This window comes from Sulfitobacter rhodophyticola, from assembly GCF_041281685.2.
Taxonomy (GTDB): Bacteria; Pseudomonadota; Alphaproteobacteria; order Rhodobacterales; family Rhodobacteraceae; genus Sulfitobacter.
This window is the reverse complement of record NZ_CP166251.2, coordinates 1,028,007-1,054,149: the sequence shown is the minus strand read 5'-3', so window position 1 is coordinate 1,054,149 and position 26,143 is coordinate 1,028,007. Positions and strand designations below refer to the sequence as shown.

The following is a 26,143-nucleotide window of genomic DNA, read 5'->3' as shown; positions in this document are numbered from 1 at the left end:
TGGCTGTCATGAAAGATTGGGCGTAGATGTTCAGCATTGTCTCTCTCCTGATATGGAATGTGTTCTGTGAACGACATTGACGTATCAGCGCATTTCATGCGACTCATGTGTTCTAATATTATGTAAGTTGAGGTTTAATATGGATTGGCGTGACCTCCCCCCGCTTTCGGCCTTGCGGGCCTTTGCAGCATTTGCCGAAGAAGGGGGCGTTGTCGCCGCAGGCGATGCGCTCGGTGTCAGCCATGCCGCGATCAGCCAGCAATTGCGCAGCCTTGAAACACATCTTGATCTGGTCTTGCTGGACCGGAGCGGGCGGGCGCTGAGCCTTACACCAGACGGTCGGCAATTGGCGGAAGCCGCCCGCGCCGGGTTCGGGGGCATGATCCATACCGCGCAGGTGCTGACAGGCGCGCGTGCGGCGCAGCCCCTGCATATCTCACTGACGCCAACGTTCGCCGCGTCATGGCTGATGCCGCGTCTGCCGCGCTTTCGGGAAAAGTTCGGAAATGTCGATCTGATGTTGAACCCGACGCCCAAGCTGGCGGATCTTGGCCCGGACGGGGTTGATCTGGCCATCAGGCACGGCACCTGTGACTGGCCGGGACTGGATTGCGAAATGCTGGTCCAATCCCCGATCGTGGTTGTCGCCGCCCCTGCGCTGGTAGGGGCAGAGGGGCCGCCACCGAAACCGGCCGACCTGGCGCGCCTGCCCTGGTTGGAGGAATTGGGCCGTTCGGAGGCTGATGGCTGGCTGGAACAACAGGGCGTTCGGCGCGAAGCGGGTTTCGGGATGACCCAGTTGCCGGGAAATCTGCTGCTGGAGGGGGCGCGTTCGGGGCAGGGCGTCGCGGTCACGGTGCGCTGCTTTGTGGAGGATGACATCGCAGCGGGCCGGTTGCGCGTGATCGCCGTCGAAGAAGCGCGCGGGGCGGGGTATTATCTGGTCAAAAGGCCGGGCGTCATGCGTCCGGCACTCAAGTCGTTTGTTCAGTGGCTGCGCCGGGAGGCGAAATCAGACCTTAGCCAGGCCCGATCATGAAGCAACTGACATTTCGCGCGGCGAGACGGCGACAGGCCAGATCAGCGCTTTCGCGGGTCATGCCAAGAAAATTGGCATCAAACCCCTGTGGCCGCTTGACCACCTTGCGCAGGCTGCCATCCAGTGTCGCCATTTCAGCCAGTGCGGTCTTCAGCAGCACTTTTTCTGCGGCAAACCGATTGGGATAGCGCCCCACGTTGACCCCCCAATGCCGCCCGCCGGAGGTCGACACGCGGGTCACGATTTCCTGTTCTACCGCCTTGGCCACAACGGCTTCGATGGTTTTGGGCCTTGCTGCAGGCCGAATGGATGTCCGGGCCGCGGCCAGTTGCACACTGCCGTCTGATGCGGCAACGGGCACGGGGGCAGGTTCCGGCGCGGTGGCGACAGCCTCTTTCAAGGCAGCGGTTATGTCGTCGTTGGTCACGACCGGCGCGGTGTTTTGAGCCACCAACACGGGCACCATGGCGCCCGGCCGGATCTTGGGGCGTTTGGAGGTTTTGACGGCACCGACCAGACGGATTGTCTTGCCCGCCCCTCCCGTTGTCGCGACTGATGCCACGCGGGCAGGTTTTTCAGCGACGTAGGTGGGCGGTGTGGGTTTGCGCAGCGGCGCACGTGACGGCGCGCGGCGGAAGCCCAGATCCATCAGTTCTGCGACCTTGGCATTCCGGGATGTGGTGGACTTGCCGCCAAATACGGTAACAATCACCCGTTCGTTCCCGCGCTCCGCTGAGGCAGTCAGGTTGAAGCCCGCCGCACGGGTATAGCCTGTCTTGATCCCGTCGGCCCCCTTGTAGGAATTCAGGAAACGCCGATTGGTGTGGTTGACCTTGCGCACCCCTGCATCAGCCGTCTTGCGTGAGAACAGGTTGTAGTACTGGGGGTAGTCATAAAGCAGATGCCGCCCCATCACGGTCATGTCGCGCGCGGTGGACAAATGCCCGGCTTCGGTCAGCCCGTGCATATTCTTGAAGGTGGTGCGCGTCATGCCAAGCTGCTTGGCGGTGCGGTTCATCCGGCGCGCAAACTTCGCTTCGGAGCCGGAGATGGCTTCGCCGATGGCGGTGGCCGCGTCATTGGCGGACTTCACGGCCGCCGCGCGGATCAGATAGCGCAGCGCGATGCGTTGGCCGGGGCGCAGGCCAAGCTTGCTGGGCGGCTCGGACGCGGCCTTTTTGGAAATGGTCACTTTGGTATCAAGCGAAATCTCGCCTCGCTCTACCGCCTGAAAGGCGATGTAGACGGTCATCATCTTGGTCAGGGAGGCCGGATGCAGCCGCGTGTCCGCGTTGCGGGAATGCAGAACCTTTCCGGTACGCGCATCAATCACATAGGCCGCATAAGGCGCCGCCATTGCGCTGAGTGGCACCACCACCAAAAGCCAAATTGCCGAGAATATGAATAGCCCCAAACGGGCCGGCTGCACGCGCCGCACCTTCATTCTAAACCTGCCTTTTTTGCCTCAAGACCGCCGATTTTTAGACTGGCCATTTTTTTGATTGAACAAAGGGTAACATACTGTGGATTTTCGATAAACCCACGGCGTGCGGTCTGTTGCGGAAAAAGCGCGGCGTGCCCATTCCAGATGTTGCGGTGCGGTATGGCGCACCTACAAACTGCGCGATTGTGTCTGAAATGTGGCGAAATAGGGGCGCGTTGCCCAGATTCGAGCTAGCCCTTGGGCAGCGTCGAAGTGGCGGTGATCCGCGCAATCAGATCAGGCAAGGCACCCAAGCCTGCGATCTCGAAAAACCGGGGGCTGTCGGGGGTTTTCGCTGCTTCCAGGTTCCAGGTCAATTCATGGGGCACATGCACGCCGACACCGCCTGCCGCGATCATTGGCGTGACGTCCGACGCAATCGAATTGCCCACCATCAATCCCTGATCCGCGCCGGTGCCGTGCCGTCTGAATACCGCTTCGTAAACCTCAGCGGTCTTGTCCGACACGATCTCAACCGCGTCGAAGTGGTCGCGCAGGCCGGATTGCGCCAGTTTGCGTTCCTGATCCAGCAGGTCGCCCTTTGTGATCACAACCAGCTTGTGATCCTTGCGCAGCCGCTCCAGCACAGGGACCACATCGGGCAGGATATCAACAGGATGAGACAGCATGTCCCGGCCCGCATCAAGGATCTCTCCGATTACGGATGCGGACACCTTGCCATTGGTCACCTCGATCGCGGTCTCGATCATCGAAAGGGTGAATCCCTTAATGCCGAATCCATAGTGTGGCAGATTTCGACGTTCCGCTGCTTCCAACCGGTCCATCAGCGGCGTGCTGTCGGCATGGTCCGACAAGAGGTCCGCAAAATGGGCCTGTGTCATCGAAAAGAAGCGTTCGTTGTGCCAAAGCGTGTCGTCGGCATCAAAGCCGATGGTGGTCAAAGCGACGCTCATTTGATGCCCCCTCTTTTCTCAGACGCTCCACAGGTTATATAGACGGTTCACAGCGAAAAGAATCCCTTCGTCCCGGTGGAGCAGCGATGCGCCTTGAAGATCACATGACCACGGACCATTTGGTCGCCCTCCGGGCGGCGAAGATGCCTGTGATGATGGCAGGTGATGGTCCTGATGACGACGACCAGACCGATGTTCTGACCAAGACCAAACCGAAGACAAAGCGCCCGCCGCTTTATAAAGTCTTGCTGCTGAACGACGATTTCACGCCGATGGAATTCGTGGTGCACGTGCTGGAGCGGTTTTTCGGTCTCAATCACGCGCAGGCGTTCGAGATCATGTTGACTGTGCACAAGAAGGGATTGGCCGTCGTCGGTGTCTTCAGCCACGAGATCGCGGAGACGAAGGTCGCACAGGTCATGGATTTTGCCCGCCGTCATCAGCATCCGCTGCAATGCACCATGGAAAAAGAAGAATAGTGTGATCGACGCACGATTGCAGGTGGCGATTGACGGCGGGGCGCTTGTTCTACCGCAAGACGGTCTGGTTGCCGTCTTCAATCCCCCGGCGGAAGCCAGTCTTGATGGCATTGACCCGTCGCGCTGTCACATCGTTCAGGATTTCAAGCCGACCTTCGACGCGTGGGAAGGGCGCGGGTTCGAAGTCATGCACAGCCCCAGCGCCCGCTATGCAGCAACGATTGTCTGCCTGCCCCGCGCCAAGGTCGAAGCCCGCGCCATGGTGGCCGAAGCCTGCGCGATCAGCGATGGGATCGTCTTGGTAGATGGGCAGAAGACCGACGGGGCGGATTCCATCCTCAGGGAAATGCGCGCCCGCGTCAGTGTTGAAGGTCCGATTTCCAAGGCGCATGGCAAGCTGTTCTGGATCAATGCCCCGGCCGCCGATTGCTTTGCCGACTGGAGTGCGGGGCCTGCCCTGACCGATGGGGGGTTCTGGACCGCGCCGGGCGTCTTTTCTGCGGATGGTGTGGATCTGGCGTCCGCGCTGCTGGTCGATGCGCTCCCCCAAAAACTCAAGGGTGAGGTTGCTGATCTCGGGGCGGGTTGGGGGTACCTGGCGGCCCATGTGTTGACGCGGGAGGATGTCACCAAGTTGTATCTGATCGAAGCGGGGCACATGGCACTAGCCTGTGCACGGCACAACGTCACTGACGACCGGGCCGAATTCTATTGGGAAGATGCGACCAACTGGGCCCCGCCGCACCGCATGGACACGGTCGTAATGAACCCGCCTTTCCACCGGGGCCGCGCTTCCGAGCCGCAGATCGGGCAGGCTTTCGTTGCGTCAGCAGCCCGGATTCTGGCTTCGCACGGGGATTTATGGATGGTCGCGAACCGCCATTTGCCGTATGAAGCGGAGTTGAAGAAACGCTTTGCAGAAGTGAGCGAGATCGGCGGAGACGCGCGTTTCAAGCTCTTTCATGCCACCCGACCGCTGCGCCCCCGGCGCTGAGCATTTGCGAGGGACCATCCCCACATGACATTTTCGATCAAGGGCAAGACAGCGATTGTCACCGGTGCGGCAGACGGCATCGGGTTGGCAATCGCACGCCATCTGGCGGACCGTGGCGCCAACGTCATGGCCGCCGATATGAATGAAAAGAAGCTGATCGAGGAATTGGGCAGCGACGCTGAAGACGGCGATATTCGGGTCTTTTCAGGTGATTTGCGACAACGCCTGACCATCGCCAACCTGATCTCGGCGACGATTGACGCCTTTGACCAGATCGACATCCTTGTGAACGCCTCGCGTCAGGTGCTGGTGACCGATGCACTGGACGTCGAAGACACCTCCGTTTCGACGCTGCTGGATCAGAACCTCATGACGGCGCTGTCGTTATCGCAACTGGTGGCCAAGCGCATGATCAAACAGGCCGAAGACCAGCCCGAAGGTCAGATCGGGGCGATCATCAACCTCAGTTCCATCGCCGCGCGTCAGTCCCAGCCTGACTTGATGGGATACGCCATCGCCGCCGCCGCTGTGCAGCAGATGACCCGGTCCATGGCGCTGGTGCTGGCTGAACATCGGATCCGTGTGAATGCCATCGCCTTCGGATCGGTGATGAGCGCATCGCTCCGGACCGCTGTGGCGGAAAACCGGGAATGGCGCAACGACATTCGCAGCAACACGCCGCTTGGCCGGATCGCAGCCCCGACGGAACTGTGCGAGGCAGTCCAGTTCCTTGCGGCTGAAAGCTCTTCATTCATGACCGGCGAAGTCATGACCATTGATGGTGGTCGCAGCCTTCTGGACGCGGTGACATCACCGGCGCACTAGAATTGCGCCTGTTTTGGGCTTGACGGGCGGCATGGGCTGCCCTAATCCACGCGCTCACGGCGTTATAGCTCAGTTGGTTAGAGCGAACGACTCATAATCGTTAGGTCCCTGGTTCAAGTCCAGGTAACGCCACCACACCTCTCCCCCTTCGACGTCAGATCGTACCTGTAACCGCGTCAGCGCTTGCCCTTTTGCGGCTGGAATGAGGCTGATGGCACATTTTTCACCCATTCGGGCCTGACGTGATTGACGATATCGGCCCGGTACTGTCTGATTACAACCTGAACAAGATGATGACGGTCCGGCAACAGGGCTGCATCACTCAACGATAATAGGGAGAGACAAATGATTTTTCGCCGTACACTTCTGTGCCTTGCAGGTGCCACTGCCGCCGCCGCGCTGACCGCGACGTCTGCGCTGGCACAGGACGTCACATTGCGCATGCACCAGTTCCTGCCGCCGCAAGCCAACGTACCATCGCTGGTGCTGGACGTCTGGGCCGACAATGTCGAGGAAGACAGCGGTGGCCGGATCAAGGTTGAACGCTATCCCTCCATGCAGCTGGGCGGCAAGCCGCCGGAGCTGATGGACCAGGCCATCGATGGTGTGGCCGATATCATCTGGACTGTTGTGGGTTATACGCCGGGCCGTTTCCCGCGGACAGAAGTCTTTGAACTGCCTTTCCTTGTTACGGATGCCGGTCCCGCCAGTGCGGCGTACTGGCAGATGTTCGAAAAGCACATGAAGGACACCGAATTCAAGGATGTGCACATTCTGGGCACATGGGTCCATGGTCCCGGCCTGATTCATTCAAACAAGGAAATCCGCACGCCGGACGACATGAACGGGATGAAATTGCGTGGTGGCTCCCGACTGGCATCCAAGCTGATCGAGCAGCTGGGCGCACAGCCCGTCGGCATGCCGGTGCCTGCGATCCCCGAAAGTCTGTCAAAGGGCGTGATTGATGGTGCTACGATCCCCTGGGAAGTCACGAAGGCCCTCAAGGTGCCGGAGCTTGTGACGAACCACACCGAATTCACCGGCAACATGCTTTACACGCTGACCTTTGTTCTGGCGATGAACAAGGATCGTTACGAAGGGTTGCCGGATGATCTCAAGAAGGTGATCGACGACAATTCAGGGCTCGAATTCTCGGTATTTGCCGGGTCCACCATGCAGGAATCCGACGGCCCGTCGCGAAAGCTGGCGGTGGATGCGGGCAACAATATCGTGACGCTCAACGCGGAAGAAACGCAGGTCTGGATCGACGCGGCGCAGCCGATCTATGACCAATGGCTTGCCGACATGACGGAAAAAGGCATCGACGGTCAGGCGCTGATTGATGAAGCGCGTGCGCTGATTGACGGCTACGACGGCTAGGCAGGCCAGACAAAAGAACAGGTCTGGCGCGCAGCAGATGCGCCAGACCGATGGCAGGCCGGAACAACAGGACAGATCATGCACCGCTTAATCCACTCGCTTGCGCGATTCACGGCACTTGTGGGGGGACTGGTGTTGATCGCGCTGATTGCGCTGATGACCATTTCCATCACCGGCCGCTGGATTCGAGTGGGAGAGATCGTAGGCACCTACGAACTGCTGGAGGCAGGTGTCGCCTTTGCCATCTTCTCCTTCCTTCCGATCACCCAATTCTACGGCGCCCATGCGACCGTCGATGTTTTCACCACCGCGCTGCCCGCACGGATCACGCGCTGGATCACCGCGTTCTGGGAAGTCGTGCTGGCGCTGGTCATCCTGCTGATCATCTGGCGGCTGTACGAAGGCATGCAGCGCTATATCGGGAACGGGGAAACAACATTCTTTCTGCAGTTCCCGGTTTGGTGGGGGTACGGGGCCAGCTTTGCAGCAGGGCTTGTTGCCTGCGTGACGGCGATCTATTGCGCGTTCGCCCGGATCAAGGAAGCGGTGACGGGCCGCAGCATCCTCCCTTCCGAGCATGAGAGCGCCTGAGATGAGCAATCTGGAACTTGGGTTCTATTCCTTCCCTTTTCTGTTGCTGCTGATCTTCATGCGCGCGCCCATCGGAATGGCGATGCTGTTGTGTGGCTTCGGGGGCTGGTACTGGGCCATGGGGGGCAATCCCACGCCGCTTCTGGCCAAGCTGAAATCCGAAACCTACACCACCTTTTCCAGTTATTCGCTGTCGATCATCCCGCTGTTCCTGCTGATGGGCCAGTTTGCGACGTTGTCTGGCATGTCTCAGGCGCTGTTTCGGGCGGGCGAAGGGTTTCTGGGCCATCGCCGGGGTGGTGTCGCGATGGCGGCGGTCGGGGCCTGTGCGGGGTTCGGCGCGATCTGTGGTTCTTCGCTGGCGACGGCGGCGACCATGTCGAAAGTCGCCTTGCCGGAACTCAAGCGGTATGGCTATTCCGGCGGGTTCTCCACCGCGACACTGGCGGCAGGGGGCACATTGGGCATCCTGATCCCGCCATCCGTCATTCTTGTGATCTACGCCATCCTGACGGAACAGAACATTGCCAAGCTGTTTCTTGCGGCCTTCATACCGGGGCTGTTGGCCGCCCTTGGCTATATCATCACCATTTCCATTTACGTGCGCCTGCATCCTGACGCAGCAGGCACGCGCCCGCCCGTCCCGATGGCAGAGCGGTTTACGGCCCTGCTTTACACGCTGCCGGTCATGGTGATCTTCCTGCTGGTGGTCGGCGGTATCTACCTGGGAATTTTCACCCCGACTGAAGGGGCAGCTGTCGGGGCCGCAGGCACGGGGCTGGCGGCGATCTTTTCTGGCCAGCTTACCTGGGCGGGCCTGCGCGACAGCCTGCTGGGCACGGCGCGCACCACCGCAATGATTTTTTTCATCGTGCTGGGTGCGGGGTTCTACAACGGATTTCTTGCGCTGTCGGGCGTGCCGCAGTTCATGGCGGACTGGGTCGTCGGGCAGGGGTTCAGCCCGTGGTTCGTCCTCAGCATCATTCTGGTGTTCTACCTGATCTTCGGCTGCCTGATGGACAGCCTGTCGATGATCCTGCTGACGGTGCCGATCTTCTTTCCGGTGATCTCTGCGATGGATTTCGGGATGAGCCCGGAACACGTCGCGATCTGGTTCGGTATCCTTGTCCTGATCGTGGTCGAAGTCGGGCTGATCACCCCGCCGGTGGGTATGAACCTGTTCATCCTAAATTCCATGGACCGCGAAACGCCCATGACCCAGACCTATCGCGCCGTTTTGTGGTTCGTCGGATCGGATATCCTGCGCGTGATCATACTGGTCCTGTTCCCGGCTATTACGCTGTTCCTGCTGCCGTGACGCGGGGTGACTGCTTGATCCCAATTGGTTAATAAGCTACGCGCCATGGTTGAAAATATCAGCTATTCCGGCACACTGTCATAAGATTCGAGGGGGAAATATGCTGTCTGCTCATGCAAATGCCGCGCAGTACTTCGTGGATCGCCATCTGGCGGAAGGGCGTGGTGACAAATGCGCCTATCTTGAAGTCGAAACGGGCCGCGGCCTGACCTACGCCCAAATGGCGGAGGGGGCCGATCTGGTGGCGGGCGCACTGGCGCGCACAGGCATCCGACCGGAAGAGCGTATGGCGCTGCTGGTGCTTGATCAGATCGAATTTCCGCAATTGTTCTGGGGCGGACTGAAGGCTGGCGTGGTGCCGATCCCGCTCAATACACTTCTCGCAACGCCAATCTATGATGCAATCCTGCGCGACAGCAGGGCGGCGATGCTGGTGGTCTCCGAGGCGCTGTGGTCCGTTGTGGCGCCGATTGTTGCCGATAACCCCTATCTGCGCTCAATCGTGGTGATTGGCGATGCGCCACAAGGGACACAATCGTTCGATACCTTTATCAAGGGGGCCACACCGCAAACCACACGGCCGGTCAGCCCCGACGAGGTTGCATTCTGGCTATATTCCTCCGGTTCAACCGGGCGTCCCAAGGGGGTGGTGCATGTCCATTCCGCGCTCAGGGCGTCGGCGGATACTTATGGTGCGCAGGTGTTGGGCATTCGCGAGGATGACGTCATGCTGTCCGCGGCGAAGTTCTTTTTCGCCTATGGTCTGGGCAATGCGCTGACCTTCCCGCTGTCGGTCGGGGCGCAGGTCCTGCTTTATACCGGGCGTCCCACGCCGCAGGCCATGCTGGAAACGATAGACCGGCGCGCGCCGACGCTCTTTTGCGGTGTACCGACGCTCTATTCAGCGATGGTTGCGGAAATGGACAGGAACGGCGTGCCAAATGCACAGCTGCGCCTGTCGATCTCCGCCGGTGAAGCGCTGCCGGCCGACATCGGAAGCCGCTGGACGGATCATATGGATACGGTTGTCCTCGACGGGGTCGGATCGACCGAGATGCTGCACATCTTCCTGTCCAACCGCGCGGACGATTACGAATATGGCACGTCAGGTGTGGCTGTGCCGGGCTACGACATGCGGCTGGTGGATGAAACCGGCCGCGAAGTCGGGGCGGGAGAGATTGGTGAACTGCTGGTCAACGGTGCATCCTCTGCTCAAGGTTATTGGAACCAGCGTGACAAGTCCCGCACTACGTTCGAAGGGGTCTGGACGCGCACTGGCGACAAATATGAACGCCGCGCCGATGGTCGTTTGATCTATTGTGGGCGCACGGATGACATGTTCAAAGTTTCCGGCATCTGGCTGTCCCCGTTCGAAGTGGAAGGCGCATTGGTCAGCCATCCGCAGGTGCTGGAGGCGGCAGTCGTGGCGGCACGCGATGCAGACGGACTGGAAAAGCCCAAAGCCTATGTCATTCTGCAATCGGGGACCGGTGACGAAACGCTTAAGGATGCTCTGAAGGAACATGTCAAGGCGCGCATTGGTCTGTGGAAGTACCCACGCTGGATCGAGGTTGTCGACGAGCTCCCCAAAACCGCCACAGGCAAGGTGCAACGATTCCGTTTGCGCGAAGCAAGCTGACAATGGTGGTTTGGCTTCATAGGGAAAGCATCCCATGTCGGAAGTGACGGAACTGCCTCCGGGTATCCCGGTGCCGCCTTTTGCCTATCTGCCGGGGAACGGACAGAAGCTTGCTGAAAGCTGGTTCGAACCCCTCAAATCCAGCGTGAATTCCGGCACGGCGCTGGACGAACTTCCCCAGACGGATGCCTGGTTGGCGGGCCGCGCCTATCTGCACGCCGGATATTTCTGGGAATGTCACGAGGTGTTGGAGGTCGTCTGGACACGGACACCGGAAGGCTCGGCGGAGCGCGACATGGTGCAGGCGTTGATCCAACTTGCCAATGCGCGCATGAAACACCGCATGAACCGGCCCCGTGCGGCGGCGCGACTGTGTGCCATGGTCCGGGCGCAACTGGGGCGCTGTCCTTCGGATCGGCTGGTGCTGGGGTTGCGTGTGCCTCAGGTGCTGGGCTGGGTCGCACAGACCGAAGCAAAACTCACCGCACGCTAGTGGCGCAATGAAAAAAGGGCCACGCGATTGCGCGGCCCCCGATCTTTGGTCCTGTAAGCTATCAGGTGCAGCTTCAGGTTGCTGCCCACGCCATCCGTGCAGGGTGATATTCGAAGGAGATGTGGTGCTCTGCGCCGATCAGCCCTTCTCTGGTGTGGTTGTAAAGCGAGCGCCAGTAAGGCTGGATTGTTACGCCATCTTCCTGAAGCAGCGCCTCACCTTCGGCCATCAGCACGCGGCGCTTGTCGACGTCGGCCGTTGCAAGTGCCTTGGTCAGGATCGCATCGAACGCGTCATTGGAATAGCCGAACTCGTTCCACGCTTCGCCAGTACGGTACGCAAGTGCCCAGATCTGCACACCCAACGGACGGTGGTTCCAGTTGGTCGAGCTGAACGGATATTTCGCCCAGTCGTTCCAGAAGGTCGACCCAGGCAAAACCGTCCGTTTGACCTTGATACCTGCGTCACGCAACTGGGCGGCCACCGCATCGGTGGTGTCCTTGCGCCAAGCATCGTCGATGGACATCAGCTCATGCTCGAAGTCGCCCATGCCTGCTTCTTCCATCAGCGCCTTGGCGGCTGCTGGATCGACTTTGCGAGGGGGCAATTCGGCATATTCGGGGTGCATCGGGCCGACATGGTGGTTCTCGGCCACAATCCCACGCCCGGCATAGCCAAGCTCAAGCAAGACGTTGTTGTCGACCGCCATGGTGATCGCCTGGCGCACACGCTTGTCCGCATAGGGCTGCATGCCGTCGACTTCGGCCAACTGGTTGGGACGGATCACGATCGTCGCCGCCGTGGCGATCTCGTTCTCGACCCAGCCGTCCAGCGTGGACATGATGTCAATGAATTCACCTTCCATGGAGTAGAAGGCATCGACCTCTTCAGCTTCGGCCGCAGAAATCCACGCAGATGGGTCAGTGCCGTAGTCGATGTATTCCAGACGGTCGATGTAGGGGCCGCCCGCGACTTCAGTGCCCCACCACGTGTGATCGGGGTTCTTGACCAGCACGCCTTTGACGCCCACTTCCAACACTTCGGGAAGATAGGGACCAGTGCCGATGGGATTTTCCAGCATGTTTTCGGCATCGAACGCGCTGTGCACGATGGCGGCCGGATAGTCTGCCATGCCAGCAATCAACGTGATGTCAGAGGCAGGCAGGTTCAGCTTGACGGTGTGGCTGTCTACAACCTCGATCGCGCCTTCGATGGCTTGGTTGGTATCTGCGTCAATCAGTGTGGCGAAGCGACCCGCCATCGAGTTGCCTTCGAGTTCCTTGTCGCACCAGCCAGCGATGTTGCGTGCAACGTCTTCTGCGGTGAAATCGTCACCGTTGTTCCACTTGACGCCCTTGCGGACATTCAGCGTATATTCGGTGGCGTCCTCGTTGATTTCCCAGCTTTCAAGCAAGGCCGGGCTAAACGTACCATCGTTTTCATAGATGGCGAGGTACTCCAGCCAGCCACGGGTGAAGTTGGCGATCTGCGACCAGTCATAGGTGCGGGGGTCTTTCAACGCGCGGACTTCCATCTGCATGCGCACGGTGCCGCCTTCGGATTTGTTGGCATGGGCCGCCGCATGGGCAGGGGGTGCCATGCCGATCATGGAATAGGCGGTTGCCGCCGTCGCACCAAAGGCGCTTGCAAGTGCCAGAAACTCGCGGCGGTTGACCGGGTCTTTCTTGGCGGATTCAGCGGAATCGAGCACTGCCTGCGGCAGTGGCTTTCCGGTACGTGTCAAATAACTCATTTTCTTCCTCTCTGTTGGCGCTGCCGGTGCTTCGACCTTGTGCAGCTTGCCCGGCAATTTCACGCAGGGCGGATGATACGCTTTCTTTTTTGGCGTTTTGTCACAAAACGCGTTTGCATCCTGACATGAAAGGCCATGGCGTCAAGCCCGTAAGGGGCCTGACCGGATCACGACACTGCCACATCCAGCGTTTCAGCAGCCTAGGGGTTTTGCGGGCGATAAAGGGTAGGTTTGCGGCACAAATGTTCGAAAAACGCCATCGCCTGTCGTGAAACAGCTTTGACACCGTCTGCCTTGTAAAGGCGAGGGCCGTCAATGCGAGCCTTTACTTGCCACACCGAACAAGGCAGGGAACAGCATGCCCGATCAAGCCAAAGGTCTGCTTATCACGTTCTTCGGTGTCCTGTTCGTGGTGCCGGATTCCCTGTTTGTGCGTTTGATCGAGGCAGATGCCATCACCGTCGCGTTCTGGCGGCTGTTGCTGGCCGGGAGCTTGTCGGGGCTGTACCTGTTTGTGACCCGAGGGACTGCGCCGTTCCGCGCTGTTCTCGCAACGGGGCGATACGGCGTGATCTTCATGATCGGTGTGGGCAGCAGCGGGGTACTTTTTGTGCTGGCGGTCAGCCTGACGTCGGTTGCGAACGTGGTGTTCATCATCGCTTCCCTGCCAGTATTCGCGGCCCTTTTCAGCCGCGTGTTTCTGGCGGAACCTTTCAGTCTGCGGATGCTGTTGACCCTTGCCGCCGTGGCCCCTGGCCTAGCGGTCATCGCCTACGGGTCAGGTCAGACGGCAAACGCAAGCCTTGCAGGCGATATGCTGGCGCTGGGTGTCTCGGCGTTGTTTGCGGCGGGCCTGACGGCCGCGCGGAAGGTGCGCAACGTGTCGATGGTGCCGGGGGTATCGATGGCCTATGTCGCGGCGGCGCTGCTGATCTGGCCCTTTGCGGCCCCATTCTCCATGCCCGTTTCACAAAGCGGGCTGGTGCTGGGCCATGCGGCGGTAATCTTGATCAGTTCTGTGCTGATCTCGATCGGGCCGCGCTATATCACCTCAGCTGAGGTGGGCTTGCTGGTGTTGCTGGAATCAGTACTGGCCCCGGTGCTGGTCTGGATCGTGATCGGCGAAAACCCCGGCTCCTACGCCCTGTTGGGGGGGGCGATTGTGATCGGGGCGCTGTTCGTGTCGAACCTTGTGTTGCTGCGGCGGGCCGGCCGCACCTAGAAATCGACCGTCACACCGGGCAGCTTCAAGGCCTTCATGAGATCACGCAATTCCTGCCGCGCCGCCACGTTGGAGATATTGAGCTGTTTGACCCCGATGTCCTTGAGATCCAGCAAGGTCAGGCCGCGCGGGAACAATTCCCGGAAAATCACCCGTTCGTTAAATCCCGGCGCCACGCGGAAACCGATGCGCTTGGACAGGTTGTTGATCACCCGCTCCATCTTTTCCTTGTTGACCATGCGTTGTGCGCCAAGCCGGTTGCGCACGACGATCCAGTCTATCGGGGGCAATTCCGCCTGCCCCCGCAGCTGCCGCGCGTTCCAGACCATCTCCGAATAGACCGACGGGCCCGTAATCTCCTCGCCCGAAGGATCGGTGTGGGCCAGCAGGTCAAAGTCAACAAAGCTGTCGTTCAGCGGCGTGATCAGCGTATCGGCCAGCGAATGGGCCACCTGACTCAGCCGGGTGTGGGAACCGGGGCAGTCGATCAGGATGAAGTCATTGCTGACTTCCATCGCGGCCACGGCGGCGCTCAACCGGTGATCATAAACGTTCTCGCCCGGGCGCAGTGATGATACTTCAATTTCAGGCAGTTCGCTCAGGCGGGGGCTGGGCAAGGCCAGCCCGGATTGCTTTTTGAAGGCCGTGCGATTTTCGATATAGCGCGCGAAAGTGCGTTGGCGCAGATCCAGATCAAGCCCGCTGACCTTGTGCCCCATCCGCGCAAGGGCAGTGGCGACGTGCATCGAAACGGTTGATTTGCCTGCCCCGCCCTTTTCGTTGCCCACGACGATAATATGCGCCATATTCAGCCTCTCTGCCTGCCCTGCTCATAGTCAGGTTGTTGTTGAGCGCCACTATATGTGGGGTTTCTTCCTTTGGGAAGGGACGGGTCAATCGCGGCGAATGCGGTGCCTGCGCTGAGTCAACTTATGGCTTTTTTGCAACGGCCCGGTGCCGTGGCGTGCCGACCCCGAAGCCTGGAAGACGGCGAATTGCAGTGGCGGAATTCATCGCTATATCGCCAGAACACCACCGGAAAGGAATGAAGAGATGGGCAATTCAGGGGATGATCTCAAATCCTTCCTTTGGATGTTGGTTGAATTCATCGGCATTTGTCTTCTGCTGGCTGCCGTGCCGTTCGTGGTCTTTCTGGACACAAGCGTGATCGGCGACCAAATGAGCGAAACTTCCCTGACCGAACTGCTGCACAATATCGGCGCGTTTGTCGCGACGATCTGCTTTTATCGCGGGGCGGTCCTGTATCCCGAACAGCGGGCCTGTCTGGTGATCGGGGCGACTCTTTTTGCCATCCTCAGCATCCGGGAACTGGATTTCCTTTTCGATTACATCTGGCACGGCTTCTGGGTTTGGCCCGCGCTTGTGACACTCGCTGTCGGCATCTGGGTGGCCCGGCGCAGCCCCGGTACCTTTCGCAGGCCCTTTCTGGAATATCTAAAGGGACGGCAGGCGACCTTCGTCTATCTCGGATTTGCGTTGCTGATCATCTTCACCCGTCTGTTCGGCACGGGCGATTTGTGGGAAGGCGTGATGAAAGAAGCCTATGACCCAAGGGTCAAGGCCGCCATTCAGGAAGGGCTGGAGCTTTTGTCCTATACGCTGATCGCCTATGGGTCCGTCGCATCACTGCGCGCGGGTTTTGCGGCACCTTTCATGAGGTCGTAGGGCAGGCTAGCGCCGCTTTCTGCGTATCCGAAGCAGGCCAAGACCCCCAAGCCCCGCGATCAGCAGCGGCAGACCCGCCGGAAGTGGCACAGGAGCGGCGATGCGCAGCGTGTCCACGTCGGTCTCGAAGTTTGCCTCGCCGAAGAAGAACCCGCTATCGAGCCCGCCAAAATCAAGCGCCAGCGTTGAAAACAGATCACCCTGCGGCGCTGCACCACCCACGCTGACGATGTTTGAGTAGGTTGCTATCACACTTCCCGCTGGGGCTTCTGTCGTCTCTCCCGGGGCAAGCAGCGTGCCGAAAAAGCTGACCTGCGTGAATGGTTTGTCGTCAAAGGTCACCGGAAAGCCAAAGGAGGACGACGGCGTATTGCCCGGCTCAAGCCCCTCGGCGGTCAGGATATCGAACACGGATTGCCCTGATCCATCCGCAATGGAGGACGACGTGGACAGATCAATCTTGAGCATCGAAAGCTGTTTGGTCGCGCGGATGTCGAACCCTTCGAAATCCATGTATATACCAAAGTCAGTGCCCTGTGCCGCACCGGCGGTGAAAGGATCAAGCGCCCCCCATGTCAGCACCTCGCTGGAGGTGTCGGAATAGGTCGCCGTGACCTTGGCCCCGACCAGATCCACCCCGCGCGAACCGGTATCGTCGCGCACCCCGACGGTGGAGGCAAAAGGCGTCCCGTCCTGCGTGACCACGGTCACCGACGTCGCGCCAGCCGTCATGGCCGACCCGAAAAGCACAGCTGTGCCGAGTGTTGCAATGTGTTTGATGTTCATGGCGTGTACCAGCCCCTACCGCTTAACCTACAGATATCAATACCCTTCGAAAGTTTCACGCTGACAGGTCGGGCGCAAGGTTTTTGTGTGGATGGCGTTCCCCGCATTGGTGCTTGATGACTGCGAAGCGCCCCTTGGATCAGGCCATTTGTGCCCGCTTGGAAACAATATCCCGTCCCGCTTGTCCCACCCTAAAAACAAAGAAAGCGCCCCGGGAAGGGGGCGCTTTCAAGATCGGATGGTTCCGCAGGTGCGGGGGTATCAGAAACCCAGACCAGCGTACTTGTTCTTGAACTTGGACACGCGGCCACCGGTGTCCATCAGGCGGGAGGTACCGCCGGTCCATGCAGGGTGCACGGTCGGGTCGATGTCCAGCGAAAGCTGGTCGCCCTCTTTGCCCCAGGTGGATTTCATCTCCACGATGGTGCCGTCGGTCATCTTGACGTTGATGGTGTGATATTCGGGATGTGTATCGGCTTTCATCGCACCGCTCCTTTAGGCTTTTTTGGGCTTGTAGTTGGTGTTTTCTGCGATGCGCGCGGACTTGCCGCGACGGCTGCGCAGATAATACAGCTTGGCACGACGCACGCGACCGCGGCGAACCACGGTGATGCTGTCGATATTGGTGGAATGCAGCGGGAACACACGTTCCACGCCTTCACCAAAGCTGATCTTGCGGACGGTGAACGACCCGGCGATGCCGTGGCCGTTGTTGCGCGCGATGCACACACCTTCGTAGTTCTGAACACGGGTGCGGGTGCCTTCGGTCACGCGAAAGCCAACGCGGATGGTGTCGCCAGCGCGGAAATCAGGGATATCCTTGCCCAGATCGGCGATCTGTTCCGCCTCTAGTTCTGCGATCAGGTCCATTGACCTTACTCCTATGATGCTCGTGGTATGCCACGAAGTTGATTGTGCGATCCAAGAGCTTCGGGGTCTGCCGGGTCCGTGCCCTGATCATGTCAGGGGGCGGCCCGCCGGAGGTAGCATCGTCATTCCTTGTTCCCTTGCGCGAAACGCAAAGCGCCGGAGCCGCGACAAAGCGATTCCGGATAGGCGGGGTATAGGCAGGAAATCCCATCGGATCAAGCACCCATAAACCGCCATCCCGATTGATCCAAATCAAGGCAAGCCATCTGACCGCTGGCTAGGTTGAAGCCGCCCGACGAAACCGTAATGAAAGATCGATCTGATGCTGCAAGAAAACGAAGCGACCGGAGATGAGCGTGCCCAAACTGATGTCACTGGTTTTGAACAGGGCGAATATCCCTACAAGACCAAGCTCGACCGCAGTACCTATGAGGCGGAGAAATCCGCACTTCAGGTCGAATTGCTCAAGGTGCAGCTTTGGGTGCAGGAGACCGGGCAGAAATACGTTCTGCTTTTCGAAGGCCGGGATGCGGCGGGCAAGGGTGGAACGATCAAGCGCTTCACGGAGCATCTCAATCCGCGAGCAGCCCGTGTGGTGGCGCTGAACAAACCCACCGATGAAGAGCGCGGGCAGTGGTTTTTCCAGCGCTATGTCAAGCATCTGCCGACAGCCGGTGAAATGGTTTTCTACGACCGATCGTGGTACAACCGCGCCGGTGTGGAACGGGTGATGAATTTCTGCGCGCCCCATGAATACCTTGAATTCATGCGGCAAACGCCGGAATTCGAACGGATGCTGACCCGGTCTGGCATCAAACTTTTCAAATACTGGTTCTCGGTCACCCAGAATGAACAGAAAAAGCGCTTCGCGTCGCGAGAAACCGACCCCCTGAAGCGATGGAAACTGTCCCCGATCGACCGCGCGAGCCTCGACAAATGGTCAGACTATACAGAGGCGAAAGAGGCGATGTTCTTTTATACCGACACCGCCGATGCGCCCTGGACCGTGATCCGCTCAAACGACAAGAAGCGCGCGCGACTGACCTGCATGCGGCACTTCCTGTCCCAGCTTGATTATCCGGGCAAGGATCTCGACATCGCCAGCCCACCTGATCCGCTGATTTTCCATCAGGCGCAGGCGGTACTGCAGGAGTCCGAACATATCCTTGCCACATCCCTGCATCCAAAATCCTGAAGACCAAGACATCGATCAACCGAGAAAAAGGAGACAAACATTGTCACATACCCCCCATGAACTGGCCGAGGAATTCCCCGAACTGGCCGAACAAATGTCCGCACTGCGCCAGAACGATCAGCATTTCGCCAATCTGGCAGATCGGTATCACGCCGTGAACCGCGACGTGCACCGGGCAGAGACGGATGTAGAACCCACCTCGGACACCCACATGACCGAGATGCGGCGCGAACGCCTCGCGCTGAAGGATGAGATTTACGCGTATCTCAAAGCGCACGCCGATTGAGCATCAGATATGGGCGTAAGGCGCAGGTTCAGGGCCCGGCGCCGAGGTTTGCAAGCAAAAGGCGGAGCGCGATTGGGGCGCGGAGGTCGGGTCTGCGGACCTTTCCGACCTCGAATTCTCAACCTTCGCTGACGCAGCATCTTTTCGCAGATGCGGCGCGCGTCTTGCTGCGGCGCAGCCCATGTCGTGGAAGCAGTCATTGCCACTTGGAACTGGAAGTCTGATCCAAACCGCCCTTTGGGTGCGCGCTGAACGAACTTACACAGGGCGGGACGATGCGAACCAGTGTGGTTGAGGGTTCTTCCTTGCGCAGAAAGACCTCGCATCTGAGTTTTTAACCATTCCAGGTTGCAGCGAAGCCCGCCGAAGCAGCCGTATGATCGCCATATACGGCCTGATTTCGAACCACTTTTTCATTATGAACTCCCGCAATTGGCCGCTTCTTTTGACTCGGGTAGTTTTATCCCGACATAGCAGTATGTTGCAGACGCATTTGCTGATGGGTGTGTAGTCAACACGGGTAATGTCGATCGTCATATAGGGGTTCGCGGCAACTGCGGTGCGGTGTTCGCTCTGGTGTTGAAGACGACCACCATCGTGGTGCGATCCTCAAGGTGGCTATCGAAATACCACCATTCATAGGGGCCCCTATGGATGGCGGCGAGTTGTCCGTTTTTGCATTACACAATTCTTTGAATTGGGCCAAAGCGCCAATTGTCTTCAGGCTCTCTAGCCAGTCTAGAATATCCGGTATTGGTTATGGCTTCGTCATTCTTTGTCCTGCTTTGGATTTCCGGCCGAGTGCGAAACAATCCCTTCTTCTTTCAGGGTGCATCGCGCTGTGATGGGTCTCGGTTGAATGCCTCAGTTGTCTCGGATGTGGCTCGCTGTTTTTCAGCAGCCTCAGCCCACCAGGCGAGCTGCTGGAGGCAACGGTCGAGATAGCCCGCCCAGCGATCTGAGTCCACGCCCTCGGCATAGGTGCCGTCCTCGGACAGCACATCCTGCGCATGGGGTATGTGAACCATGGCCGAGACCGGAAGGCAGCCCAGCTCCGACAGGAAGGTCCGCATGTTTACTGCTGCGCGTGTCCCGCCCCACTGGCCCGCCGAATAGGTCACGATGGCGCTTGGCTTGAAGGAATAGAGCGAGTTTCCGTAATGGTTCAACAGATCGGCAAGGGCAGGGCTCATGGCGTGGTTGTATTCGGGGCTGACCATCACATAGCCATCCGCGTCCGCGATCTGGCGGGCCAGCGCATCAAGAACTTCCGGCGCGCGGCCCGACGCATAGGCAAAATGCGGTTTGAACGGGGTGGGCAAGTCCAAATCGAGTGGATCAATGATGGTGGCGTCGATGCCACCCGCCGCAAGATGGGCAGCGCAGGCCCGCGCAATGCGCAGCCCCAGCCGCGCGGGGCGGAGTACTATCACGGACAGACCCGAGGAAGATGAGAATTTTCATGGCAGGACCCCGTCCGCTTGTGTGTGTCAGGCCTAGTCGGCGGTCCGCACACCCCATGTTTGGCGGGCTGCGTCCGCGACAGAGCAAACATCAACAGTCAGCGCCTTGATCTGGTTTTTATCGCTGCGCCCCGTGCGGGTGTCCTCGCCAACTGTCAGGCACATGTCCTTCGCAGCGGCTGGCGTAATGGTACTTTCGCCTGAAAACACAAAGCTCTGCGCCTCGGATCCGTCGCAGGCGGCAAGTTCGACGGATGAGCCTTCATCCGTGCCCGCGACCTGCGCGCAAACGTCAAAATCGGGCATGTAGAGGACGCCATCGGCAAACCGGTTCGTGTCAAAGGTCTGGTCGACGAACAATTCGCCAGAGGGGCTGTAGCAGGTATGCCCTTGAAGGCCATCTGCCGGATTCGCCTGCGCGCCCTGACCGCCGCTGATATCGATGCAATAGCCGTTCTGCGTGTTATCCAGCAGGTCGAGCAGATAGATTTCGGCGTTCTTGGCGTGGGCTGTGCCTGCGAAAAGCATCGAGCAGATCGCGGCGGTGCAAAGTGAATTCCTAGTCATTATTTATCCTTTTAGGTGGGTTTGAAGCCTGACGCGAGGTGCTATTCAACCGTGATACGGCACAGGACCGAGTTGCTTTGTTCAAGGTCGGGGCCCCAGATGAACTGCGCGCTGTCAGACCACGTAACATCGTCGTAGCCTTGCTTTGGGTCCACCTGTGCCGCGGTGAAAACATCGGCCTGAGGCCAATTTGAGGCGTCAAACCCTGTTTTGTCCCAGCCGCTCGGTTCTGCCGAGATATCGAAACCGCATGCACCCTCTCCGGCGACAGGATTACTCTCGTCCTCGCAGGATTTGTCCAACGGTGCAGTGTGGATGACAAGGCATTGCCAGTCGGCATTGCTGACGGCGACTGTTTCGCCCGCCGCGTCCATGATCTGTGCGATCACGCCACCATCGCCCATTTGCTGTCGACGCGTGCCGATATATTCGAGCCCGGTATCATTTTCGATAAAATCGCGGGCAAACAGGCCAATCGTGAAAGGGCGTTCAGCCTCAAAAGTAAAGCTCTCGGCGTTGAACGACCGTTCAGTGGTGATTGGCACGCTGTCCTCAGCGACCTGTTCGCCGTTGATCCGCATGTCGAACCAATTGTCGGCCCAGACATCCGCCGAGAATGTCTCTGCGCCAGCGAAGGAAGGCGCGATAGCGGCAAGTGTGATGGCTGTGATCAATCGGGTCATGTCGTTTCCTTTCGAAGGGGAAGTTGGTTAGGGGCGCGGCCTGCGAACGGAAGCGTCGCAAGTCGCATCTGCATTCTCCAGCGTGCAGCCCGCCTGTGCTGCAAGGCATCCGAGGATCGCATTCGCGCCCGCCTCGCCGACGTGGTAGCGGTATATGCCGTCATCCCCGACACGGCCGTTGCATTGATCGAGGTCCGCAGGGGCGCTGCCATCGGCAAAAAGGTGCGGGAAGATCGGATGGCCGTCCATGGCGATGCCGATTTGCGGCCCATGACCCGAAGCCTCGGCGGCACCCGGCGCATCATCAAGACAATCGGTGACCGCATGGTAATGATAGCCCACATGGGGGTTTACATGGCCACCGCAATCGTCAAATGGCGCGATGGTATAGGCACCGAGGATCGCCTCCACCGGGGCAGGTCCGTCAAGGCGCACACCGTTGTAGGCAACGCCGGAGCCCGTCATGCCGGTTTGTGCCGCGCGTTCGGCCTCTACTGGTTCAAACGGGATCACATAGGTCACGACCATTTCTTGCGGTAATGTTTCGGGCAAGCACTGAACGCAATAATTCTGATAGGCGGGGTCCACATCTGGCCGTGCCGCCGCCTCGCATTCTGCAAGCGTGCCAGTATAGCGGATGTCGCCAGTTTCGTTGTCGTAAAGCTGCCAGTTCGTGTCGCCGTAGATGTCGGCGAGCCTTGTGATGAACTCGCCGTCGACATCGACGGTTTCACCGTCCTGAAACCAGATGCCGCCCGCCTCTGCACCGTCTGCGATGTTGGTCGGGCACCACGGGCCGGGGGTGTAGGTTTGCGGATCGGCGGCGAGCGTGATTTGGAAGCACTCGGTTTGGGTGCCTTCAGACAGCGTGCAATCGACAGCCTCTGGCCCGGCAACGATCCCGGCGGTGGCAAAGAATTCGCTAACCTCGGCGAGGCGTGGATCGCTTTGCGCAGAGGCGAGCGTCGCGGTGGATGCGAGGGCAAGGACGGTCAGCGAGAGACTTTTCATAGTGGTTTCCTTTCGGTTTGCGAAGCTGATCATTGGCCGGGGGCCAGCGGCAGGGCGTCGCGCAATGCGGATTCTTGAATGCCCAGTGATGCGGCGACCTCTGCCAGATCGGCATCGCGTCCACCTGCGGCGGTCATCGCTTCGAGAAGCGCCTCGGCGGTAATGCCAAGCGTGTCAGCTGCGGTATCAAATCCCGGAGGCATACCGCCTGGGCCACCCTCGGGGCGTGGGGCCTCGTTGCGGCCATCCTCACCGGCGCGCTGTGCGCCAACCCCGGCGGTTGCGGTGGTGGTGAAGTTGTTCTGCGCCCGAACGCCGACCAGACAGGCCGGCAGGTTGGGGAAGTCGTCTGATGTGTGATAGTGATAGGTTTCGCCTAAGGCTGTTACGGCGATGTGGCCACCGCAGGCATCCAGTCCGACCGGAACAGATCCGTCCGCCTCAAGCGAGCCAAACATCGGGAAGCCATCTAAGGCATAGCCAAACTGCGCACTGGCATCTTGTTCCAGCGCGCAATCTGCTCTGACACCTTGTGCATCAAACACCGTTTCTACGTCTGTTGATGTGCCATGCCAGTGATACCAACCGCCCGGATCGACGTGGCCGCCACAGGTATCCAGCGCAGGCATATGGCCCGTGACTTGAATGGGCGGCGCATCAGAAAAGATCGGCACATCATCAAGTGCTACGCCGATTTTCGACACAACACCAAGGTCGCTCGGGGTTTTGGCCATGACGGAATCAACCGGCAGCAGCATCGTGATTTCTACGCTTTCATCGACCGATACGTTGATGCAGGCGTGATCCACCGTGGGCTGTTCGGTGGCGTTGTCGACGGAATAGACGTTGCCGTCTTCGTCAAAGAAGCGGTAGCCGAGGCCATCCAACATCCGCAGAAAATTGCCATCGACGCGGTAGAGACCCGCATTTTCACCTGACCATCCCCAAATACCACCCGCGTCATCCAGCGTGGCGGGGCAAAACGGGCCGATCTCCAACCCTTCGGGCAAATACCCGACCGTGATCTGGTGGCATTGCGCCTCAGTGCCATCCTCCAACGTGCAATCCACGATCTCGGGCGCCTCAACGAAGGCGCTTTGTTCAAAGGTGGTTGTGTCAGGATGCGCATAGGCGGGCATGGCCAGCGCCAAGGAGGCGCAGGCAGACAACAAGAGTGGTTTGAAAACGTCGGGCATGAGGGCGTTCCTATGTCGAAGTCTCGGTTCTGGTTGCGGCCCAAACCTTTGCTTTCGACTCACTCTCGAGATGCAAGCAGGGCCTTTGAGGCCAAAATGACGGAACATCTGCGAGCGAGAATGAAGAAACTATGCAGTAAATATGAAGGCGTAAGCCTTCCGATCAGCCCTCATAAGCGTAGCCGACACCATAGACCGACCGGATAGGGTCCCAGTCGGTGCATAAATGAATTTTGCGACGGATATTGCGGATATGGCTGTCGATGGTCCGGTCGAACACGTCGGTGTCGTCAGGAAAAGCCAGTGCCAGCAGTTGATCGCGCGAAAATACGCGACCCGGACGGGCGGCCAAGGCTGCCAGAAGCGAGAATTCGCGCCGCGTGAGATCAAGATCGGCACCGTCCAGTGTCACGCGCCAACGCTCCGCATCGATGATCAGCCGCGTGTTCGGCACCGCTGCCTGATCGGCACCTGTCGGCCGCCTCCGCAGCACCGCACGCACCCGCGCCACCAATTCGCGCGGGGAATAGGGTTTGCACACATAATCATCCGCGCCCATCTCCAGCCCGAGAAGGCGGTCGATTTCCTCGACCTTCGCGGTGGTCATGATGATCGGCACATCCGAGCTTTGGCGCACTTCGCGACAGATGGTCAGGCCGTCCACACCCGGCAACATCAAATCCAGGATGATAAGGTCGTGGGCTTTGGTCAGCGCAGTTTCAACCGCATGGGTGCCATTCGGCAGAATCTCCACTGACAAACCATCCGCGAGAAGGTAATCGCGCACGACCTCTGCAAGAGCCGTCTCGTCTTCGACAATCAGGATGCTTGAGGTGGTCATGTCTGCGTCTCCGGCAGGGTAAAGGTCACGTTCAGGCCGCCGAGGTCCGAGGCGGCAGCGGTGATGGTGCCGCCGTGCGCCTCGACGATGGCCTTGCTGACGGACAGGCCGAGGCCAGATCCGCCGAGCGCGCGCGAGCGCGACCCTTCTGCTCGGTAGAAACGGTCAAAAAGCCTTGGCAGCGCATCATCCGGTGCGGCGGGCGGCGTGTCATCAATGGAGACATGCGCGTGACCATCCGCAAGGCGGATCGCCAGTCGCACCTTGCCGGGGGCATCCGTGTAGCGCGCAGCGTTGCGCAAAAGGTTGTCGATCACTTGAGCAATCCGCAGTCGGTCGCACGTGGTTGGCAAAGTGTCGGGGAAGGTGCAATCGATCTCAAGCCCCGCGGCTTCCAGCGCGGGGCGCGCGATCTCGACCGCCTCAGTCGCAATCTCCACCAGATCCTCGCGGGCCATATTGGCGACGAACTCGGCTTCGCGCGCATAGGTCAGAACTTTGAGGTCCTGTACCAACCGCGACAGCCGCATCTGTGCTGCATGCATTTCGGCCAGCGTTGCCGCGTCCGGCTGGCGCACGCCGTCTTGCAAGGCTTCGATCTGAGCGCGTAGCACCGCCAGTGGGGTCTGCAATTCGTGAGAGGTGTTGGAAATCCATTCCCGTTCGGCCTGCGAGGTGTGCGCAAGCGTTTCCGCCAGCACGTTGTAGTGCCCGATCAGATCGCCCAACTCGTCGGTGCGGTCGTTGTTGATCCGCGTGGCATAGTTACCTGTTGCCAGCGTCTTCGCCCCAGCTTCCAACCGTTTGATCGGGATCAGGATTTGACGCGCAATCAAAAACGCGGCCGCGGCCGAGACCATCAGTGCGATAAGGGCGGAGAAGGCGAGCGAGGCATATTGCCCCCGCAGGAAAAAGGCGTCGCTGGCACTGTCTGACGTCCTCGGCGCGTTCAGGCGGATATAGCCAAGCGGCGCGCCCTCAGGGCATCCGCGCGCCGTGCAGATGGGGCGCCGTTCAAAGATGGCGGTGCGCGTTGGCGCACCTGCAATGCGGATGCCTGAGGCGTCGAGCAGAGCCAACCGTTCCCCAAGCACCAGCGGATCACCGTCGACCTCGTCCTGCGTTGGGTTGCCCGGCGGCGTAAAATGCGTGCGGACGAATTCGTTCCAGGCACGCGGGTCGTCGGCTATTTCCGGCCAGCCCGGTGTGTCGGGGTCATGCGCCACGGCCAGTTCCCGCACCAGCGTATCGAACCGGATCAACTCGCCGCGCAGCAGGTATTGCGAGAATCCGTCGCGCATCGAAAGGGCCACCAGCAACGCCATCGTGCCGATCACCAGCGCTGCGGTGGCCGCAATTGCGAGGAATATCTTGGTGGTCAGTGACATGCGCAGGCGGTCCATTTTGTTTGTATGGCACGCAATTGTGC

27 protein-coding genes and 1 tRNA gene are annotated in these 26,143 nt (G+C 59.6%); 14 read left to right on the top strand and 14 right to left on the bottom strand.

Going from position 1 to position 26,143, the window contains the following annotated elements:
* The first annotated feature begins 139 nt into the window (after positions 1-139).
* Entirely contained in the window at positions 140-1,039 is a 900-nt protein-coding gene (locus tag AB4X18_RS06215) for a LysR family transcriptional regulator (protein ID WP_432817194.1), read from the top strand.
* Here the strand turns inward: AB4X18_RS06215 and AB4X18_RS06210 are convergent.
* Both AB4X18_RS06210 and AB4X18_RS06205 read right to left on the bottom strand, forming a co-directional pair.
* On the bottom strand, positions 1,020-2,483 hold the full coding sequence (locus AB4X18_RS06210) for a serine hydrolase (protein WP_432817193.1): 1,464 nt from the start codon (positions 2,481-2,483) through the stop codon (positions 1,020-1,022). The genes AB4X18_RS06215 and AB4X18_RS06210 overlap by 20 nt on opposite strands.
* 230 nt (positions 2,484-2,713) lie before the next feature.
* Positions 2,714-3,436, bottom strand: a complete 723-nt coding sequence (locus AB4X18_RS06205) for an HAD family hydrolase (RefSeq protein WP_432817192.1) — start codon at positions 3,434-3,436, stop codon at positions 2,714-2,716.
* A 143-nt stretch (positions 3,437-3,579) separates the two neighbouring features.
* Between AB4X18_RS06205 and clpS the strand changes: the two genes are divergently transcribed.
* The 9 genes from clpS (at position 3,580) to AB4X18_RS06160 (ending at position 11,155) form a co-directional block, all read left to right on the top strand.
* A complete protein-coding gene (gene clpS, locus AB4X18_RS06200; RefSeq protein ID WP_370402586.1) occupies positions 3,580-3,915 on the top strand; it encodes an ATP-dependent Clp protease adapter ClpS in 336 nt (111 codons plus the stop codon).
* Position 3,916: 1 nt separating this feature from the next.
* A complete protein-coding gene (locus tag AB4X18_RS06195; protein ID WP_370399268.1) occupies positions 3,917-4,909 on the top strand; it encodes a class I SAM-dependent methyltransferase in 993 nt (330 codons plus the stop codon).
* A gap of 24 nt (positions 4,910-4,933) precedes the next feature.
* Complete coding sequence (locus tag AB4X18_RS06190; protein ID WP_370399267.1) at positions 4,934-5,734, top strand: SDR family NAD(P)-dependent oxidoreductase; 801 nt, start codon at positions 4,934-4,936, stop codon at positions 5,732-5,734.
* Between the two features lie 58 nt (positions 5,735-5,792).
* Positions 5,793-5,869, top strand: a tRNA-Met gene (locus tag AB4X18_RS06185).
* A 210-nt stretch (positions 5,870-6,079) separates the two neighbouring features.
* Positions 6,080-7,114 (top strand): TRAP transporter substrate-binding protein, encoded by a 1,035-nt coding sequence (locus AB4X18_RS06180; RefSeq protein ID WP_370399266.1) that lies wholly within the window; start codon positions 6,080-6,082, stop codon positions 7,112-7,114.
* A 78-nt stretch (positions 7,115-7,192) separates the two neighbouring features.
* Entirely contained in the window at positions 7,193-7,705 is a 513-nt protein-coding gene (locus AB4X18_RS06175) for a TRAP transporter small permease (protein WP_370399265.1), read from the top strand.
* Between the two features lies 1 nt (position 7,706).
* Positions 7,707-9,023, top strand: a complete 1,317-nt coding sequence (locus tag AB4X18_RS06170) for a TRAP transporter large permease (protein WP_370399264.1) — start codon at positions 7,707-7,709, stop codon at positions 9,021-9,023.
* 100 nt (positions 9,024-9,123) lie between these two features.
* A complete protein-coding gene (locus tag AB4X18_RS06165; protein WP_432817191.1) occupies positions 9,124-10,662 on the top strand; it encodes a benzoate-CoA ligase family protein in 1,539 nt (512 codons plus the stop codon).
* Between the two features lie 34 nt (positions 10,663-10,696).
* Complete coding sequence (locus AB4X18_RS06160; RefSeq protein ID WP_370399262.1) at positions 10,697-11,155, top strand: DUF309 domain-containing protein; 459 nt, start codon at positions 10,697-10,699, stop codon at positions 11,153-11,155.
* 73 nt (positions 11,156-11,228) lie between these two features.
* Here the strand turns inward: AB4X18_RS06160 and AB4X18_RS06155 are convergent, their stop codons facing one another.
* The gene (locus AB4X18_RS06155; protein ID WP_432817190.1) at positions 11,229-12,908 is read right to left on the bottom strand and encodes an ABC transporter substrate-binding protein; all 1,680 of its coding nucleotides are present in this window, start codon (positions 12,906-12,908) and stop codon (positions 11,229-11,231) included.
* Positions 12,909-13,266: 358 nt separating this feature from the next.
* On the opposite strand from AB4X18_RS06155, the gene AB4X18_RS06150 reads away from it, so the two are divergent.
* Positions 13,267-14,130 (top strand): DMT family transporter, encoded by an 864-nt coding sequence (locus AB4X18_RS06150; protein ID WP_432817189.1) that lies wholly within the window; start codon positions 13,267-13,269, stop codon positions 14,128-14,130.
* On the opposite strand, the gene AB4X18_RS06145 is transcribed toward AB4X18_RS06150, so the two are convergent.
* Entirely contained in the window at positions 14,127-14,936 is an 810-nt protein-coding gene (locus AB4X18_RS06145; RefSeq protein ID WP_370399260.1) for a division plane positioning ATPase MipZ, read from the bottom strand. The two genes, AB4X18_RS06150 and AB4X18_RS06145, sit on opposite strands and share 4 nt — an antisense overlap.
* A 247-nt stretch (positions 14,937-15,183) precedes the next feature.
* Between AB4X18_RS06145 and AB4X18_RS06140 the strand changes: the two genes are divergently transcribed.
* Positions 15,184-15,816: a hypothetical protein gene (locus AB4X18_RS06140; RefSeq protein WP_370399259.1), complete on the top strand. Its 633-nt coding sequence runs from the start codon at positions 15,184-15,186 to the stop codon at positions 15,814-15,816.
* Positions 15,817-15,822: 6 nt separating this feature from the next.
* Here AB4X18_RS06140 and AB4X18_RS06135 read toward each other — a convergent pair whose 3' ends face one another.
* The 3 genes from AB4X18_RS06135 to rplS form a co-directional block, all read right to left on the bottom strand.
* On the bottom strand, positions 15,823-16,602 hold the full coding sequence (locus tag AB4X18_RS06135; RefSeq protein ID WP_370399258.1) for a VPLPA-CTERM sorting domain-containing protein: 780 nt from the start codon (positions 16,600-16,602) through the stop codon (positions 15,823-15,825).
* 261 nt (positions 16,603-16,863) lie between these two features.
* Positions 16,864-17,085, bottom strand: coding sequence for a 50S ribosomal protein L31 (gene rpmE, locus AB4X18_RS06130; protein WP_370399257.1), 222 nt, complete (start codon positions 17,083-17,085; stop codon positions 16,864-16,866).
* Positions 17,086-17,097: 12 nt separating this feature from the next.
* Positions 17,098-17,472, bottom strand: coding sequence for a 50S ribosomal protein L19 (gene rplS, locus AB4X18_RS06125; protein ID WP_370399256.1), 375 nt, complete (start codon positions 17,470-17,472; stop codon positions 17,098-17,100).
* Positions 17,473-17,794: 322 nt separating this feature from the next.
* Here rplS and ppk2 point away from each other — a divergent pair, with 322 nt between their 5' ends.
* Both ppk2 and AB4X18_RS06115 read left to right on the top strand, forming a co-directional pair.
* Positions 17,795-18,667 (top strand): polyphosphate kinase 2, encoded by an 873-nt coding sequence (gene ppk2, locus AB4X18_RS06120; RefSeq protein WP_370399255.1) that lies wholly within the window; start codon positions 17,795-17,797, stop codon positions 18,665-18,667.
* Positions 18,668-18,707: 40 nt separating this feature from the next.
* Positions 18,708-18,953 (top strand): YdcH family protein, encoded by a 246-nt coding sequence (locus AB4X18_RS06115; RefSeq protein ID WP_370399254.1) that lies wholly within the window; start codon positions 18,708-18,710, stop codon positions 18,951-18,953.
* A gap of 824 nt (positions 18,954-19,777) precedes the next feature.
* On the opposite strand, the gene AB4X18_RS06110 is transcribed toward AB4X18_RS06115, so the two are convergent.
* From AB4X18_RS06110 to AB4X18_RS06080, 7 genes are all read right to left on the bottom strand, one after another.
* A complete protein-coding gene (locus tag AB4X18_RS06110; protein WP_370399253.1) occupies positions 19,778-20,386 on the bottom strand; it encodes an NADPH-dependent FMN reductase in 609 nt (202 codons plus the stop codon).
* 63 nt (positions 20,387-20,449) lie between these two features.
* Complete coding sequence (locus AB4X18_RS06105; RefSeq protein ID WP_370399252.1) at positions 20,450-20,983, bottom strand: ricin-type beta-trefoil lectin domain protein; 534 nt, start codon at positions 20,981-20,983, stop codon at positions 20,450-20,452.
* Positions 20,984-21,024: 41 nt separating this feature from the next.
* Entirely contained in the window at positions 21,025-21,666 is a 642-nt protein-coding gene (locus tag AB4X18_RS06100; protein ID WP_370399251.1) for a PEBP family protein, read from the bottom strand.
* 27 nt (positions 21,667-21,693) lie between these two features.
* Positions 21,694-22,677 carry a YHYH protein gene (locus AB4X18_RS06095; protein ID WP_370399250.1) on the bottom strand — a complete coding sequence of 328 codons (984 nt, stop codon included), beginning with the start codon at positions 22,675-22,677 and terminating at the stop codon, positions 21,694-21,696.
* A gap of 29 nt (positions 22,678-22,706) precedes the next feature.
* Entirely contained in the window at positions 22,707-23,873 is a 1,167-nt protein-coding gene (locus AB4X18_RS06090; protein ID WP_370399249.1) for a YHYH protein, read from the bottom strand.
* A 163-nt stretch (positions 23,874-24,036) separates the two neighbouring features.
* The gene (locus AB4X18_RS06085) at positions 24,037-24,714 is read right to left on the bottom strand and encodes a response regulator (RefSeq protein ID WP_370399248.1); all 678 of its coding nucleotides are present in this window, start codon (positions 24,712-24,714) and stop codon (positions 24,037-24,039) included.
* Positions 24,711-26,102 carry an ATP-binding protein gene (locus AB4X18_RS06080; RefSeq protein WP_370399247.1) on the bottom strand — a complete coding sequence of 464 codons (1,392 nt, stop codon included), beginning with the start codon at positions 26,100-26,102 and terminating at the stop codon, positions 24,711-24,713. Before AB4X18_RS06080 ends, AB4X18_RS06085 begins: the two co-directional genes overlap by 4 nt.
* Positions 26,103-26,143: the final 41 nt, after the last annotated feature.